General features: G+C 60.3%; 12 protein-coding genes. 3 read left to right on the top strand and 9 right to left on the bottom strand.

Annotation, left to right across the window (positions count from 1 at the left end; genetic code table 11):
• Window positions 1-64: 64 nt before the first annotated feature.
• The 6 genes from J2Z75_RS11250 to J2Z75_RS11225 all read right to left on the bottom strand — a co-directional run bounded on the left by J2Z75_RS11250 (window position 65) and on the right by J2Z75_RS11225 (window position 7,153).
• The gene (locus J2Z75_RS11250) at window positions 65-1,039 is read right to left on the bottom strand and encodes an ABC transporter permease (RefSeq protein WP_209852002.1); all 975 of its coding nucleotides are present in this window, start codon (window positions 1,037-1,039) and stop codon (window positions 65-67) included.
• Between the two features lie 43 nt (window positions 1,040-1,082).
• Window positions 1,083-2,636, bottom strand: a complete 1,554-nt coding sequence (locus J2Z75_RS11245; RefSeq protein WP_209852000.1) for a sugar ABC transporter ATP-binding protein — start codon at window positions 2,634-2,636, stop codon at window positions 1,083-1,085.
• A gap of 133 nt (window positions 2,637-2,769) precedes the next feature.
• Entirely contained in the window at window positions 2,770-3,759 is a 990-nt protein-coding gene (locus J2Z75_RS11240; RefSeq protein ID WP_209851998.1) for an ABC transporter substrate-binding protein, read from the bottom strand.
• A gap of 334 nt (window positions 3,760-4,093) precedes the next feature.
• Complete coding sequence (locus J2Z75_RS11235; protein WP_209851996.1) at window positions 4,094-4,567, bottom strand: RbsD/FucU family protein; 474 nt, start codon at window positions 4,565-4,567, stop codon at window positions 4,094-4,096.
• Window positions 4,568-4,596: 29 nt separating this feature from the next.
• The gene (locus J2Z75_RS11230) at window positions 4,597-5,616 is read right to left on the bottom strand and encodes an aldo/keto reductase (protein ID WP_209851994.1); all 1,020 of its coding nucleotides are present in this window, start codon (window positions 5,614-5,616) and stop codon (window positions 4,597-4,599) included.
• 31 nt (window positions 5,617-5,647) lie between these two features.
• On the bottom strand, window positions 5,648-7,153 hold the full coding sequence (locus tag J2Z75_RS11225; protein WP_209851991.1) for a UxaA family hydrolase: 1,506 nt from the start codon (window positions 7,151-7,153) through the stop codon (window positions 5,648-5,650).
• A gap of 277 nt (window positions 7,154-7,430) precedes the next feature.
• On the opposite strand from J2Z75_RS11225, the gene J2Z75_RS11220 reads away from it, so the two are divergent.
• Together J2Z75_RS11220 and J2Z75_RS11215 are read left to right on the top strand one after the other, a co-directional pair.
• A complete protein-coding gene (locus tag J2Z75_RS11220) occupies window positions 7,431-8,309 on the top strand; it encodes a GntR family transcriptional regulator (protein ID WP_209851988.1) in 879 nt (292 codons plus the stop codon).
• A 16-nt stretch (window positions 8,310-8,325) separates the two neighbouring features.
• Window positions 8,326-9,417, top strand: a complete 1,092-nt coding sequence (locus J2Z75_RS11215; RefSeq protein ID WP_209851984.1) for a mannitol dehydrogenase family protein — start codon at window positions 8,326-8,328, stop codon at window positions 9,415-9,417.
• Here the strand turns inward: J2Z75_RS11215 and J2Z75_RS11210 are convergent, their stop codons facing one another.
• Both J2Z75_RS11210 and gabD read right to left on the bottom strand, forming a co-directional pair.
• Complete coding sequence (locus J2Z75_RS11210) at window positions 9,418-10,221, bottom strand: aldolase/citrate lyase family protein (protein ID WP_209851981.1); 804 nt, start codon at window positions 10,219-10,221, stop codon at window positions 9,418-9,420.
• A gap of 115 nt (window positions 10,222-10,336) precedes the next feature.
• Window positions 10,337-11,791 (bottom strand): NADP-dependent succinate-semialdehyde dehydrogenase, encoded by a 1,455-nt coding sequence (gene gabD / locus J2Z75_RS11205; RefSeq protein WP_209852249.1) that lies wholly within the window; start codon window positions 11,789-11,791, stop codon window positions 10,337-10,339.
• Between the two features lie 267 nt (window positions 11,792-12,058).
• Between gabD and J2Z75_RS11200 the strand changes: the two genes are divergently transcribed.
• Window positions 12,059-12,661: a nitroreductase family protein gene (locus tag J2Z75_RS11200; RefSeq protein WP_209851978.1), complete on the top strand. Its 603-nt coding sequence runs from the start codon at window positions 12,059-12,061 to the stop codon at window positions 12,659-12,661.
• Between the two features lie 83 nt (window positions 12,662-12,744).
• Here J2Z75_RS11200 and gyrB read toward each other — a convergent pair whose 3' ends face one another.
• Window positions 12,745-15,180: a DNA topoisomerase (ATP-hydrolyzing) subunit B gene (gene gyrB, locus J2Z75_RS11195; RefSeq protein WP_209851975.1), complete on the bottom strand. Its 2,436-nt coding sequence runs from the start codon at window positions 15,178-15,180 to the stop codon at window positions 12,745-12,747.
• Between the last annotated feature and the right edge of the window lie 85 nt (window positions 15,181-15,265).

The following is a 15,265-nucleotide window of genomic DNA, read 5'->3' as shown; positions in this document are numbered from 1 at the left end:
AATTTTGTCGTTCACGGTTCTGGCGGCATCCGGCTGGGATCAAACCCGCCGGATGCCGGAACGATCAGCGCGAACCGCGGCGGCGCAGCTGGTCGAAATAGACGATGACGATGATCAGCACGCCGGTGATGATCCGCTGCACGAAGGCGTTGACGTTGAGCAGATTGGCGCCGTTGTTGATGGTCGCCAGAATGAAAGCGCCGAGCAGCGGTCCGTGGACCGACCCCACCGCGCCGAACAGACTGGTGCCGCCGATGACGGAGGAGGCGATCGCCTGCAGCTCCCATCCTTCTGCCTGGGTTGCGTTGCCGATGCCGATGCGCGAGGCGAGCAGCAGTCCGACGAAAGCGGCGCATGTGGAGGACAGAATATAGGCGAGGTAGATCGTGCGGTTGACATTGACGCCGGACAGACGCGCCGCTTCGCTGTTGGAGCCGACGGCAAAGAGGTAGCGACCCCAGCGGCTCAGATGCAGGAAGATATAAGCCGGTATCGCCACGACGATAACCATCCAGAACAGGCTGGGAATGCCGAGGAAATCGGCGCGCGAGAAGTTGGTGAAAGACTCGTCGCTGATCGAGATCGTCGAACCATTGGTGACCAACAGGCCGATGCCGCGCAGCGAGGTCAGCGTCGCCAGTGTGATGATGAAGGCAGGAAGCCCCATGCGCACGATGCCGAAGGCATGAAAGGCGCCGATCAGCACGCCAACCAGAAGCGTGATGCCCATGGCTGGCCACAGCGGTACGCCGTGCTGTAGCAGCCAGGCGACCGTGACGCTGGAGAAACCGACCACGGCGCCAACCGAAAGATCGATACCGGCCGTGATGATGACGAAGGTCTGCCCCACCGCGAGGATCGCCGTCATCGCGCCCTGACGCAGCAGGTTGCTGATATTGTTGGAGGTCCAGAAGCTGGTGGTCGAAACCCCGAGAAGCAGCCAGAGGAACAGCAGCAGCCCGAGCAGGGTCAGGCCGAACAGGATATTCATGCCCTTCTTCGGTACCGGTGCGGCTTCCGTTGTGGTCTCAACGCTCATGACTTTCCTCCACGCATTTTCTTATCCGGTCTTTTCACGATGTTCATACGCCAATGGCCTGGGTCAGGACTTCCTCGTGCGAGGCGCTGCGATAGGTATGGCTGGCGACGAGCTTGCCCTGGCGGAAGACATGCAGCCGGTCGGAAAGCTCATAGACCTCCGGCAGATAGGACGAGATCAGGATGATGCCCGCTCCCTGCTCCAGTAGCCGGGCAAACAGCCGGTAGATTTCCGCCTTGGTGCCGACATCGACACCGACCGTCGGCTCGTCGAAGATGAACAGCTTGGCGCCGTGGCTCAGCCACTTGCCGATGACGATCTTCTGCTGGTTGCCGCCGGACATGGCGGACGCCAGCACGCGCCGCGTCGGCGTCTTGATCTTCAGGTCGCTGATCTGCCGGTCCGCATTGTCGATCTCGCGACGGCGATTGATCGTCAAGCCATTCGACAGCCGGTCGAACACCGGCAGGTTGATATTCATGCCGATCGGCAGATTGAGGCAGAGGCCCTGATCGCGGCGGCTTTCCGGGGCCAGCGCAATACCGAGGTCCATCGCCACCCGCTCGTTGCGGATCTGGACCTTGTTGCCCTGCCAGAATATTTCGCCGGACGAAACCGGCTGGCGACCATAGAGCCCCAGTGCAAATTCACTGCGTCCCGCACCGATCAATCCATAGAGCCCGACAATTTCGCCAGCCCGTACGGACAAGGACACATTTTCGAAACCCGGTCCGGAAAGACCGCGCGTCTCGACGATCGTGGCGCCGATCGGCAGCGTTTCCTTGTGGTAGATTTGCTCGATCGTCCGGTTGATCATCATCGAGATCAGCTCGGCATCGTTGGTCTCGCCGATATTGCGCGTTCCGACATGGGTGCCGTCGCGCAGGACAGACACACGGTCGGCAAGCTCGAAAACCTCTTCCATGCGGTGGCTGATATAGACGATCGTCACGCCTTCGCCCTGTAGCCGGCGAATGAGCCGGAACAGCTGCGCCGATTCCTGGCGCGTTAGATAGGCGGTCGGCTCGTCGAAAATCAGGAACTGGGTGCCGCGCATCGCCGCGCGCGCCGTCGCCACCAACTGCTGCTGGCCGATCGTCAGGTCGCTGAGAAGGGCGGCAGCCGGCAGATTGAAGCCGAGATCGTTGAGGACGGCCTGCGCCGCATCGGTCATGGCGCGCTTGCGCATCAGGCCGTTCTTGTTCATCTCGTCGCCGAGGAACATGTTGGCCGCGACGCTCAAGTGCCGGCAGAGCACGACTTCCTGGTGCACAGCATTGATGCCGCGCGAAATCGCCTCGTTCGGAGTGGCAAGCTGCACGGCATCGCCGCACCAGAAGACCTCGCCGGAGGTTCGCCGGATGACGCCGGTCAGAAGCTTGATCAGCGTCGATTTGCCGGCGCCGTTTTCGCCGACAATCGCGTGGATCTCACCGGAAAGAAAGGTGATGTTCGCCGGCTTCAAAGCCTCGACAGCACCGTATTTTTTCTGCAGGCCGCGCAATTCCAGGATCGGCTGGCCCTTCGGAACGGGATGTTTGGCAATCGTCGCCGCACCCACCTCGTGCCGGTGGCTGACGTCGTGCAGTCCTGTCATGGCGGCTTTCCTCCCGGGCCCTGGAACCCATTTCAAACCGGTGTTGCCGGTCTGAAACGGGCTGGGATCGCATTATGCAAGCAGGCGGCAGAACCTTGCCCCCGAAAAGGGTTGCCCTGCCGCCTTGTCTGGATCAATTGACCTTCGGGTTCAGAAGGGCGTCGATCTTCGGGTCGGCCATGTTGGCCTTGGTCACCAGGTTGGCGCCGGTGTCGACATTGGCCTCGACCTTTTCCTTCTTGGATGCGGCAAGAGCGGTTTTGATGCCGTCATAGCCCATGCGATAAGGATCCTGCACGACGAGGCCGGCAAGAACGCCTTCCTTGAGGAAGCCGACCGTCTTTTCATCGCTGTCGAAGCCGATGACCTTGATCTTGTCGCCGAGCTTGTTTTCGGCGATCGCCTGGCCAACGCCCTGCGCCATGATCAGGTTGGACGCGAACACGCCAACGAGGTTCGGATTGGCGGTGATCAGGTCGGTCATCATGTTGAGGCCGGTGGTTGCCTGGCCGTCGGCATATTTGTCGGCCACGACCTTGAGGCCCGGATATTTCGCGGCAATGACCTCGACGAAGCCTTCATGGCGCTGATCGAGCGAGCCGACGCCCGGCAGGCTGGTGATGATGGCGATTTCGCCTTCTTCCTTGCCGGTTGCTTCCTTGATGGCCGCAGCAAGACCGTCAGCGGCGATACGGCCGCCCTGGACGTTGTCCGTGGTCAGGAAGGAGGTGAAGGCCTTCGAGTCGGCGCCTGAGTCGATGCCGATGATCGGCACGGCCTTGGCAGCTTCATCGATCGGCTTGCCGAGCGCCTTGAATTCCGTCGGCGAAATGACGACGGCTGCCGGTGCGCCGGCGACGGCATTTTCCAGAATGGTAATCTGGCCGTTGATATCGGATTCCGACTGGGCGCCGAGTTCCGGCACGTTGACGCCGAGATCCTTGCCTGCGGCACGGGCACCGGCCAGAACGATCTGCCAGTAGAACGAGGTCGTGTCCTTGACAATGATCGGAATTGTGACGTCGGCGGCAAAGGATGTCATCGGCATCATGGTCGCAAAAACGGCCGCACCAGCGAGGCTGGTGAACGCGCGGCGCGACAGGATATTCTTCATAAGGGTCATGGTGTTGTTCTCCTCCAACAACGTCTTGTTGAGTGCTCCTCGGACCGGACTGCAAGACGCAAACAGCTCGATCTTTTATCCATAAAAAACATTTTGCCTTGGCAAGCTATCTCAGCAGTTTCGAAATTGCAAGCGGCACAAAAATGACTTTTCGATAAACGCCATCTATTGCCAAGCCTCGGAAATAATTGAGCTTCCTGCCTCCTCCATAGGCTTGACCAGCTGGCAGCATATGAAAGCACCCTCCATCCTGAGATGCTAGTTCAGAGATATTTCAAACGCAACAGAAAAATGATATTTCTGTTCCGTATTTAATCATTATGGAACGTTCAGTCTATTTTGCGTGATTTTTCGTCACGCTGCCAATCGTGAACAGTTCCTGCGGATGCACGACTCCCTTCTTCAGGATGATATTTCCATAGAGCCGGAATTCCGTCGTCGCGACGATATAGGCGGCCTTGCGTGAGCGTTCATAGAAGGTAAAGCGCTCGATCGGCACGACCTTGAAATCACCGGCCAGCTTTTTGACGAGGCTCTGGAACTTGACGCAGACGTCCGGCACCGCCGTCGGGTCGCCAACCACCTCCATCCGCCAGGCGGATTCATCGACAAACGTATCAAGCGGCATATGCGCGAGGATCGCCTCGGTAATGCTCAATGCGTCGACACCATCGGCGCGCACGACCTTAGGCCCCATGGTGCTGGCCGGAAAATTGGCATCGGCGATGACGATCTCGTCTCCATGGCCCATCGTGCGGATCGCATGCAGCAATTCCGGACCGAGCAATGGATGTATTCCCTTCAGCATTCCGTTTTCCTTTGTCTGTTGAAAGTCGGCTAAACGCGGACAGCTTCCAGTCCCAGTTCCGGTGCCACCAGCGTATGCGCTTCGTAGGCAGTAAAATCATCCGGCAGCAAACGTCGTTCCGTCAATTCCATATTCCGCGTCAGGCTCGACGCCTTGGCCGTTCCGAGAAGAACCGACGCGACCGCCGGGCTCTGCAACGGAAACTGGATCGCCGGTGCCGCCAGCGGCAGCCCATTCGCCAGGGCGATGGTCTCCATCGCCCTTACCTTGCCAAGAACATCCCGATCTGCCGGCATATAATCAAAATGCGCGCCCTCCACCGGACCTGTCGCCAGAATACCCGAATTGAAAACGCCGCCAACCACCAGCGAGGTCTTCTTTTTTTCGCAGAGCGGCAGCAATTCGGCGGTGGCCGTGCGATCAAGCAGCGTATAACGCCCAGCCAAGAGGATGCAGTCGATATCCGCCTCCCTCATCACATCCAGACAGACAGGCACTTCGTTGACGCCGAGACCGTAGGCGGAAATGGTGCCGCTCGATTTCAACTCTTCCAACGCCTTCAGGCCACCGTCGAAAAGCTGGCGAAGATAGACAGCGTTGCGCTCGGCGCCGTGCGTGTAGACGCCGATGTCATGAACGAAGAGGATGTCGATACGATTGAGGCCAAGGCGGGCATAGCTGAAATCGACCGACCGCATGATGCCGTCATAGGAATAGTCGTAATCCGTATCGAACGGCAGCGGATCGACGAAGCCGTAGCTCGGAACCTTGTCGTCGGCCACCGGCCGCTGCAGCCGGCCGACCTTGGTCGACAGCACCCAGCTGCCCTGGGGCTTGTCCCGCAGAAAATCCCCGACACGCCTCTCCGCCAAACCGAAGCCATACCACGGCGCCGTATCGATGAACCGCAAGCCAGCATCCCATGCGGCATCCAGCGTTTCCATCGCCGTCTCGCGCGGGCAGGCGCGATACATCCCGCCCAGCGGCGCGGTGCCGAAACTATATTCGGTGACAGACAGATCCGTCGTGCCGATTTTTCTCGTCTGCATTACATATCTCCTCCGCTCCAACGATCGCCCGTCAGAGTGTCGCGCCGAGGTGCCACGGAACGAATTCATTGTCGCCGTAGCCGAACAGTTCGCTCTTGGTTTTCTTGCCGGATGCCGTGTCGATGATCAGGTCGAAGATCTCGCGGCCCATGCCGGCGATCGTCGCTTCGCCGCTGGCAATCGTGCCGCAGTCGATATCCATGTCTTCTTCCATCGCCCGGTAAAGCGCCGTGTTGCTCGTGAGCTTGATCGACGGGCACGGACGCGATCCGAAGCAGCTGCCGCGGCCCGTTGTGAACGTAATCACATTGGCGCCACCGGCCACCTGTCCCGTCGCCGACACCGGATCGTAGCCGGGCGTGTCCATGAAAACGAGCCCGTGTTCCGTCACTCGTTCGGCATAATGATAGACCGCCGTCAGCGGCGAACGGCCGCCCTTGGCGACGGCACCAAGCGATTTCTCGAGAATCGTGGTCAGGCCGCCGCGCTTGTTGCCCGGCGAAGGATTGTTGTCGAGCGACGCGCCATGCATGGCGACATAGTTTTCCCACCAGGAAATCAGCCCGTCGAGCTTCTGCGCCACGCCATCGTTCACCGCGCGGCTGCGCAGCAGATGCTCGGCGCCGTAGATTTCCGAGGTTTCCGACAGGATGGCCGTGCCGCCGGCGCCGGCCAGAATGTCGACCGCGGCACCCAGCGCCGGATTGGCTGTGATGCCCGAGAGCCCGTCCGAGCCGCCGCATTGCAGACCGACGATGATTTCGCCGACCGGGATCGGGACACGCTTTGCCGTGCCGATTTCCGCGGCGATCTCCTCGAGAACACCCAAGGCCCGGGCAACGGCGCGGCGCGAGCCGCCAGCATCCTGGATGTTGAAATGGCGTTTTCCGGCTCCGGCACCCGCCTGCCCATAGAGCGTCAACTGATTGACCTCGCAGCCGAGGCCGACCATCAGCACGCCGCCGAAGTTGACGTGGCGAGTATAGCCGGCAAGGGTACGATGCAGGTTCTTCATGCCGTCGCCGGTCGAACTCATGCCGCAGCCCTGATCGTGGACGATCGGCACAAAACCGTCGATGCCGTCGTAGCGCGGCAGGATGGTCTTGTTGGCTTCCTCGGCAATGGCGCGACAGACCGTGGTGGAACAGTTGACGCTGGCGATGATGCCGATGAAATTGCGGGTCGCGGCGCGGCCGTCGGCGCGGCGATAGCCCATGAAGGTGCGCGCCTTGTCGGCAGCGCTCGCTGCTTCCGGCGGCACCGGCGCGCCGATCGAGAGCCGATCCTGATCGAAGGCAAGATTATGCGAATGAACGTGGTCGCCGGGAGCAATCTCGACCGTTGCGCGACCAATCGCCTGGCCGTATTTGACGACCGGCTCACCGATATGGATAGGATGAATGGCCACCTTGTGGCCCGGATCGATCTTGGCTGCTGCGCGCACGCCGCCCGGCAATTCCCCGCCCGGCTCGATGGCGAGCGACGCGACGGCCACGTTGTCTTCCGGCGACAGAACGATGAAGGAAGGTGCGGTCACCCTTGGTATCTCCCTTGACGATTTTCTCTGAACGAGCGCACTCGTTCAATTTTGTCTTTTATCCACAATAGACAGTTTGCCGTCAATGGGTATTATGCACCGGCAGTCAGCGCTGAAAATGGCAACGGTGGCATCAAAAGAAAATCAGGGACGAAACAACCATGACACTTGAGATCACAGGTAAAGACAGGATCGCGCAGACCGGATAGAGGCAAATGCTGAAATCGCGCCCATTCATCGGGCCCAGAGAAACCCTAATCCTCCGGTCGGCAAAATCATGGCGAAACAGAACACCGTCTTCAAGGACGCCTTCAACCGCTGCCTCAAGCTGCTGGCGGAAACGTCCGCCTTGCCCTCGGAGCCGGAGCTTGGAACGACGCTCGGCGTCAGCCGCACCACCATCCGCGCCATCCTGACACGGATGGAAGAGCTGCAGCTGATTGCCTGGGACAAGCGGGCAAAGGTAGTTCTGCGGCAGCCGAAGGCTGAGGACTATTACCCGGCAGAAGAAACGGACTCTTTGTCTGATATCATCGAGCGCAGTTTCATGCGCCGGATTCTGGCGGGCGGCGCCGAGCCCGGCATGCAGATCAACGAGCTGGAGCTCGCCCGCGATATCGGCACCGGCACGACCAGCGTGCGCGAATTCCTGATCCGTTTCAGCCGCTTCGGCCTGATCGAGAAGCGGCCCAACAGCCACTGGGTCCTGAAAGGCTTTACCCGCGAATTCGCACTGGAGCTGACGGAGGTGCGTGAAATGTTCGAGTTGCGCTCAGCTGCAAGCTTTGCGGCACTTGCGCCCGACCACACAGCCTGGACTGATCTCGACCGGATCGAGGCGATGCATCACGAGATTCTGGCCGATATCGACAATCGCTACAAGGAATTCTCCGAACTCGACGAGCGCTTCCACCTGTTGGTGCATACCTCGTCCAGCAATCGGTTCATTGTCGACTTCTACGACATCATCACCATCGTCTTCCATTATCACTATCAATGGAACAAGACGAATGCGCGCGAGCGCAATGCGCGGGCGCTGGAAGAACATCTCGACTATATCGCCGCCCTTCGCTCCCGTGATCCGGTACTGGTCGAGGCCGCCTGCCGGCGGCACCTCAAGTCGGCGCGCGAAACGCTGCTGCAATCCATTCAATAGCCGGATTCGAAAAACCATGACCACACCGATCGTTCAATTTGGAACCAGCCGCTTCCTGCAGGCCCATGCAGACCTTTTCATCAGCGAAGCGCTGAAGAAGGGAGACGCCATAGGCAGGATCACGGTCGTCCAGACCACCGGCTCGGCGGAACGGTCCGGGCGCCTGAAAGCGCTGGCAGCGCCTGAAGGTTTTCCGGTGATCGTTCGCGGGCTTATCGACGGCGTCGAGATCGAACGCACCGACAGGGTGACCAGCGTTGCGCGCGCCCTGTCGACCGTGGACGGCTGGGACGCGGTGAAACGGATCGTCGCCGAGGAAGCGGAGGTGCTAATCTCCAATACCGGCGATACCGGTTATGCCATCGGCGACGACGATCTCCAGACGGACGTTCCGGCATCATTTCCCGGAAAGCTGCTGATCCTGCTGCACGCACGCTTTCTTGCCGGCGGCAAACCGTTGACGATTCTCCCCTGCGAACTGACGGCCCGCAACGGCGACACGCTGAAGAAGGTAATGCTCGGTCTTCAATCCGGGCGCATTGCCGACGCGGGCTTCGCAGAATGGCTTTCAAACCAGGTCATCTGGGGCAACACGCTGGTCGATCGCATCGTTTCCGAACCGCTGGAGCCAGCCGGCGCGGTCGCCGAGCCCTATGCGCTCTGGGCAATCGAGAACCAGCCGGGATTGAAAACCCCTTGCAGCCACCCGTCCATTCTGCTGGTCGACGACCTTACACCTTACGAGAAACTGAAACTGCATATCCTCAATCTCGGACATACCGTGCTCTCTGATATCTGGCTGAAGACCGGCCGGCCGCAGGACGAAACCGTCAAGGAAATCCTGCGCGACACCCAAATTCACACCGGACTGATGGACATCTATCAAACTGAAGTGATCCCCGGCTTTGCTGCCAGAAATCTTGGCAGGCAAGCAACGGACTACGTCGCGCTGACAATGGATCGATTCCGCAATCCGTTTCTGGAACATCGGATTCGTGACATCGCCAACCATCACGCTGAAAAGATCGTCCGGCGCATCGCCGATTTCCGGGCGTGGAGCCCTGATGTTCCCATGCCGAAGCTGGCTGCGATCACCGAAAGCCGCTGATCAGTAGCCGGCAACCGGCTTGGCTTCACTCTTTCCGCCGGTCAGGAAGTCCTCGCGCAATTTCGTGCTGGCGCCGACAAGCAGTGTCACATCCGTGCCGATCGCCATGAATGTCGCGCCCATATCACGATAGATGCCCGCCTGATCGAGATTAAGGGTCATGATGCCGCGCGCCCTGCCGGCCTTTTTGATGCGCGCAAAGGCGTCGGCGATGGCCGCCGTAACCTCCGGATGACCGGGTTGGCCGAGATAGCCCATGTCGGCCGCAAGATCGGACGGTCCGATGAAAAGTCCGTCAATGCCTTCGAGCGCTGCGATATCATCAAGTGCCGCCAGTCCCGCACGGCTTTCGATCTGGACGATGAGGCAGATCTCGTCATTGGCCGTTTCGAGGTAATCGCCGATGCGGCTGAATTGCGATGCCCGGCCAAGGGCTGCGCCGACCCCACGCACGCCATGCGGCGGATAGCGGACGGCGCGCACCAGCGCCTGCGCCTGCTCAACGCTTTCGACCATGGGGATCAGCAGCGTCTGGGCGCCGGTGTCGAGAATCTGCTTGATCATCCAGGTCTCGCCGACCGGCAAGCGAACCATCGGATGGCTGCCCGAGCGGGCCACCGCCTGTATCTGCGCCGACAGGAGCGGAATATCGTTCGGACCATGCTCGCCGTCGATCAGCAGCCAGTCGTAACCGCTGCCCGAAACGATCTCGGCCGCATAAGGACTTGCGAGCGCAACCCAAAGCCCGAGTTGGAATTGGTCCTCGCGGATCGCGGCCTTGAACGTGTTTTTTGGGGCGGGCATGGAATTCACTCCTGACAGATCGCCGATTTGTAGCGGCAAACAAAAAAACCGGCCAGAGCGAATCCGGCCGGTTTCCTTCAAAACCTGACTGGCAGATCAGGCCCCGATTTGCAAATCAGGCAATGCCGCCGAGGCAGACATATTTGATTTCGGTGAATTCCTCGATGCCGTATTTCGATCCCTCGCGGCCAAGACCCGACAGCTTGACACCGCCGAACGGTGCTTCCGCCGTCGAGATCAGGCCGGTATTGACGCCGACCATGCCGTATTCCAGCGCTTCGGCGACCCGGAAGACGCGGGAGAGATCCTTGGCGTAGAAATACGAGGCAAGGCCAAATTCGGTGTCGTTTGCCTGCTCGACGACATCCGCCTCATTGGTGAAGCGGAACAGCGGCGCCAGGGGTCCGAAGGTCTCTTCCCGTGCGACGGCCATGTCCTTGGTGACGTCGGCGAGGATCGTCGCCTCGAAGAAGGTGCCGCCCAGCGCATGTTTCTTGCCGCCTTGCAGGATGCGTGCGCCCTTGCCGACGGCATCGGCGATATGCTCCTCGACCTTGGCAAGTGCCGCCTTGTCGATCAACGGGCCGAGGATCACACCTTCATCGAAACCGTTGCCGGTCTTCAGCCTGCCGACGGCGGTTGCCAGCTTTTGCGCGAAAGCATCATAGACGCCGTCCTGCACATAGATGCGGTTGGCGCAGACGCAGGTCTGGCCGTTGTTGCGGTACTTGGCGATCAGGGCGCCTTCGACGGCCGCGTCGAGATCGGCGTCGTCGAAAACGATGAACGGCGCGTTGCCGCCCAGTTCGAGACCGAGTTTCTTGATGGTCGGGGCGCTCTGCTTGTAAAGCTCCATACCGATTTCCGTCGAGCCGGTGAACGTGAGCTTGCGCACTGTCGGATTGGACGTCATTTCGCCGCCGATCGCCACGGCCGAGCCGGTGATGACGCTGAACAGGCCCTTCGGCAGGCCGGCGCGCTCGGCCAGGACCGCAATCGCGATGGCCGAGAACGGGGTCTGCGACGCGGGTTTGAGCACCATCGCGCAGCCGGCGGCAAAGGCCGGGCCGGCCTTGCGGGTGATCATCGCATTCGGGAAATTCCACGGCGTGATCGCGGCGACGACGCCGATCGGCTGCTTCATCACCATGATGCGCTTGTCGGGCTGGTGACCGGGGATCATGTCGCCATAGATGCGGCGGCCTTCCTCGGCAAACCATTCGATGAAGCTGGCGCCATAGACGATTTCGCCGGTGGCTTCGGCCAATGGCTTGCCCTGTTCCAGTGTCAGGATACGGCCGAGATCGTCCTTGTTCTCGATCATCAGGTCGTACCACTTGCGCAGGATAACGCAGCGTTCCTTGGCGGTGCGGGCGGCCCAGCCCTTCTGGGCAATCCGTGCCGCCTCGATCGCCGATCTCGTTTCCGCAGCGCCCAGCTTCGGCACCAGGCCGATGATCTCGCCGGTGGCCGGATTGTTCACCTCGATCGCATTCTTCGGGTCGGCATCGACCCAGTTGCCGCCGACAAGGGCGGCCTGACGGAAGAGCGAAGGGTCTTTCAAGGTCACGGTCATCAGCAGCAATCCTTTGCTTCGGAAAAAATCTACAGAACTTATACAACTTTTTTAAGCCGTTCGACAATGACCCCGAGCGCCGTTTTTGCGTCGCCTTCCGTCACGTTGAATCGGGTCCTTCCCGGAGCCGGCTTGGGCCTTTGTCGTCATATTGGAAACGGTCCATCTCCAAACCAGCGTCTATCGGGAGCGTGCCTGATCTCTATATACGGACTACGTCCGTTTTATCGAGATTCCGACCTCCCAAGACAGGAATGTACCATGACAACCTCCAGCAACTACCGCCAGGCCGACTATCCGATCGAGCCGAGCTTTCTCAATCGTTGGTCCCCGCGCGCCTTCACCGGCGAGATCATCTCCGAAACCGAGCTCCTGACAATCCTTGAAGCCGGCCGCTGGGCACCTTCGGCCTACAATTCGCAGCCGTGGCGCTTCGCCTATGCCCTGCGCGGCACCGAGCAGTGGGACAAAATCTTCCCTATCCTCAATGAATTCAACCAGGGCTGGGCCAAAACCGCTTCCGCGCTCGTTGTTTTCATTTCGAAGACCCATTTCGCGGCACCGGGAACGACCGAGGAAAAGCTGTCCTATAGCCACAGCTTCGACACCGGTGCGGCCTGGGGCGCGATCGCCCATCAAGCCCATCTGCTTGGTTTCCAGGCGCATGGCATGACCGGAATTCATTTCGACAAGGCCACCGAAATCCTCGGCATTCCGGATGGCTACCGTGTGGAAGCCGCGGCCGCCATCGGCCGCCTGGGCGACAAGGCGCAGCTGCCTGACTATCTGCAGGCCCGCGAAACGCCGAGCCCGCGCCGCCCGCTTTCAGAAATCGCCTTCAACGGCACATTCATCGCCGATTGAGCCGAAAAATGAAAACCACGCCTTCCGGACGGGAGGCGTGGTTTTCAACACGTAAGCCAGGCACCTGAACGGTGCCGCCTTGTCTAGACGTCGAGATTGGCGACGCTCAGCGCGTTTTCCTGGATGAAATCACGCCGCGGCTCGACTTCGTCGCCCATCAGGCGCGAGAACAGCCCGTCCGCGTCCGTGGCATCGGGTACCCTTACCTGCAACAGCGAGCGGACGTTCGGATCGAGCGTCGTTTCCCAAAGCTGCTCGGCATTCATTTCACCCAGCCCCTTGTAACGCTGCATCGTCAGGCCCTTGCGGCCGCTGGCGAAGATGGCGTCGAGAAGAGCGCGCGGACCGCTGATTTCGATCGCGCCGTCCTTGCGCCGCAGAACCGGTGGGATGCCATATATTTCCTTGAGGCGCGGGGTCATCTGGTCGATATGCCGGGCATCCTGCGAGCCGATCAGCGCCATGTCGAGCGAGGCGACTTCCTTGACGCCGCGTACCATCCGTTCGAACTTGAGGCCGCCGTCGCCGGCAACCGCCACAACCCAGCCGCGCTCGGTTTCTTCGGCGATCAGGTCAAGGCGCTTGGCCACGTCCGCGGCCGTCGCTTCCGACTGGGCCTGATTGTTGTTCAGCTCCGGATTGAGCGCGCCGGCAATCGCGGCCTGCTCGACGACGGAGCGGCTGTAGCGCGAATGCAGGCCTTCGACCAGCGAGCGCAGCCGCAACGCATCGACGATGACTTCGCGCAAATCCTGACCGGCACGGACTTCGCCGGAACCAAGCTCCAGCGCCGCATCTTCCAGGCCCATGGAGATCAGATATTCCTCCAGCGCCTTTTCATCCTTCAGATACTGCGCCGACTTGCCGCGCGCCACTTTGTAGAGCGGCGGCTGGGCGATGTAGAGATGGCCCATCTCGATCAGTGACGGCATCTGGCGGAAGAAGAAGGTCAGAAGCAGCGTGCGAATATGGGCGCCGTCGACGTCGGCATCCGTCATGATGATGATCTTGTGGTAGCGCAGCTTGGCGAGATTGAACTCGTCCTTGCCGATCGACGTGCCGAGTGCGGTAATCAATGTGCCGATTTCCTGGCTCGACAGCATCTTGTCGAAACGGGCGCGCTCGACATTGAGGATCTTGCCGCGCAGCGGCAGGATCGCCTGGTTTTCGCGCGAGCGGCCCTGCTTGGCCGAACCGCCGGCAGAATCGCCTTCCACCAGGAAGAGTTCGGACTTGGCCGGATCGCGCTCCGAGCAATCGGCAAGCTTGCCGGGCAGCGACGAGATATCGAGTGCGCCCTTGCGGCGTGTCAATTCACGGGCCTTGCGGGCTGCTTCGCGGGCGGCAGCGGCTTCGATCACCTTACCGACGAGGATCTTGGCGTCGCCGGGATGTTCTTCAAGCCAGGTGCTGAGCGCTTCATTGACCAGGCTTTCAACGACCGGGCGGACTTCCGAGGAAACCAGCTTGTCCTTCGTCTGCGACGAGAACTTCGGATCCGGCACCTTGACGGAAAGAACGGCCGTCAGGCCTTCGCGGCAATCCTCGCCGGTCAGCGTCACCTTTTCCTTCTTCATGATACCGGAACTGTCGCCGTACGAGATGATCTGGCGCGTCAGGCCACCGCGGAAGCCAGCCATATGGGTGCCGCCATCGCGCTGAGGAATGTTGTTGGTGAAGCAGAGAACATTCTCGTGGTAGCTGTCGTTCCACCACATCGCGACTTCGACGGTGATGCCGTCCTTTTCGCCGCGAATTGAAACGGGTTTGGTGACCAGCGGCTTCTTGGCCCGGTCGAGATAGGTGACGAAGGCTTCAAGGCCACCGTCATACATCATCTCTTCCTGGCGGATGTCGGAATGGCGCTTGTCGGTCAGAATGATGCGGACGCCGGAATTGAGGAAGGCGAGCTCGCGCAGGCGATGCTCCAGCGTTCCATAGTCGAAGTCGATCATCGTGAAGGTTTCGGTGCTCGGCAGGAAAGTGACTTCCGTGCCGGTCTCGCCATTGCTGTCGCCAATCACCTTCAAGGGGGCGTCGGCAACGCCGTGGGTGAAGTTGATTTCGTGGATCTTGCCCTGGCGCTTGATCCTCAGCTGCAGTTTGACCGAGAGCGCATTGACGACCGAAACGCCGACGCCATGCAGACCGCCGGAAACCTTGTAGGAATTCTGGTCGAACTTACCGCCGGCATGCAGCTGCGTCATGATCACTTCGGCGGCAGAAATACCTTCCCCCGTATGAATGTCGGTCGGGATGCCGCGGCCGTTGTCGGTGACAGTCACGGAACCATCGGCGTTCATCGTCACCGTGACGAGGTCGGCATGCCCGGCCAGCGCTTCATCGATCGCGTTGTCCACAACTTCGTAGACCATATGATGCAAGCCCGAACCATCGTCGGTGTCGCCGATATACATGCCGGGCCGTTTGCGCACAGCATCGAGGCCTTTCAGAACCTTGATGGAATCAGCACCATATTCGGCATTTGCGCCGGCTTCGGTTTCAGGCAAATCGGTCATTCGGCTTTAAGTCTTTCCAGGTTTTGATGCCATGTCCCGGGAGGTCTGATTCCGTGCGAATCACCCCCCGATGGCGCTCCCCGAA

Origin of the sequence: Rhizobium herbae, assembly GCF_017873135.1 — a bacterium.
Classification (GTDB): Bacteria; Pseudomonadota; Alphaproteobacteria; order Rhizobiales; family Rhizobiaceae; genus Pararhizobium; species Pararhizobium herbae.
This window is presented reverse-complemented; position numbering and strand designations above follow the sequence as displayed.

Coding starts and splice junctions, on each gene's coding strand:
- J2Z75_RS11230 (WP_209851994.1), bottom strand. CDS start 5,616: ATGCAGACGAGAAAAATCGGCACGACGGATCTGTCTGTCACCGAATAT.
- J2Z75_RS11240 (WP_209851998.1), bottom strand. CDS start 3,759: ATGACCCTTATGAAGAATATCCTGTCGCGCCGCGCGTTCACCAGCCTC.
- gyrB (WP_209851975.1), bottom strand. CDS start 15,180: ATGACCGATTTGCCTGAAACCGAAGCCGGCGCAAATGCCGAATATGGT.
- J2Z75_RS11220 (WP_209851988.1), top strand. CDS start 7,431: ATGGCGAAACAGAACACCGTCTTCAAGGACGCCTTCAACCGCTGCCTC.
- J2Z75_RS11210 (WP_209851981.1), bottom strand. CDS start 10,221: ATGCCCGCCCCAAAAAACACGTTCAAGGCCGCGATCCGCGAGGACCAA.
- J2Z75_RS11235 (WP_209851996.1), bottom strand. CDS start 4,567: ATGCTGAAGGGAATACATCCATTGCTCGGTCCGGAATTGCTGCATGCG.
- J2Z75_RS11245 (WP_209852000.1), bottom strand. CDS start 2,636: ATGACAGGACTGCACGACGTCAGCCACCGGCACGAGGTGGGTGCGGCG.
- J2Z75_RS11250 (WP_209852002.1), bottom strand. CDS start 1,039: ATGAGCGTTGAGACCACAACGGAAGCCGCACCGGTACCGAAGAAGGGC.
- J2Z75_RS11215 (WP_209851984.1), top strand. CDS start 8,326: ATGACCACACCGATCGTTCAATTTGGAACCAGCCGCTTCCTGCAGGCC.
- J2Z75_RS11200 (WP_209851978.1), top strand. CDS start 12,059: ATGACAACCTCCAGCAACTACCGCCAGGCCGACTATCCGATCGAGCCG.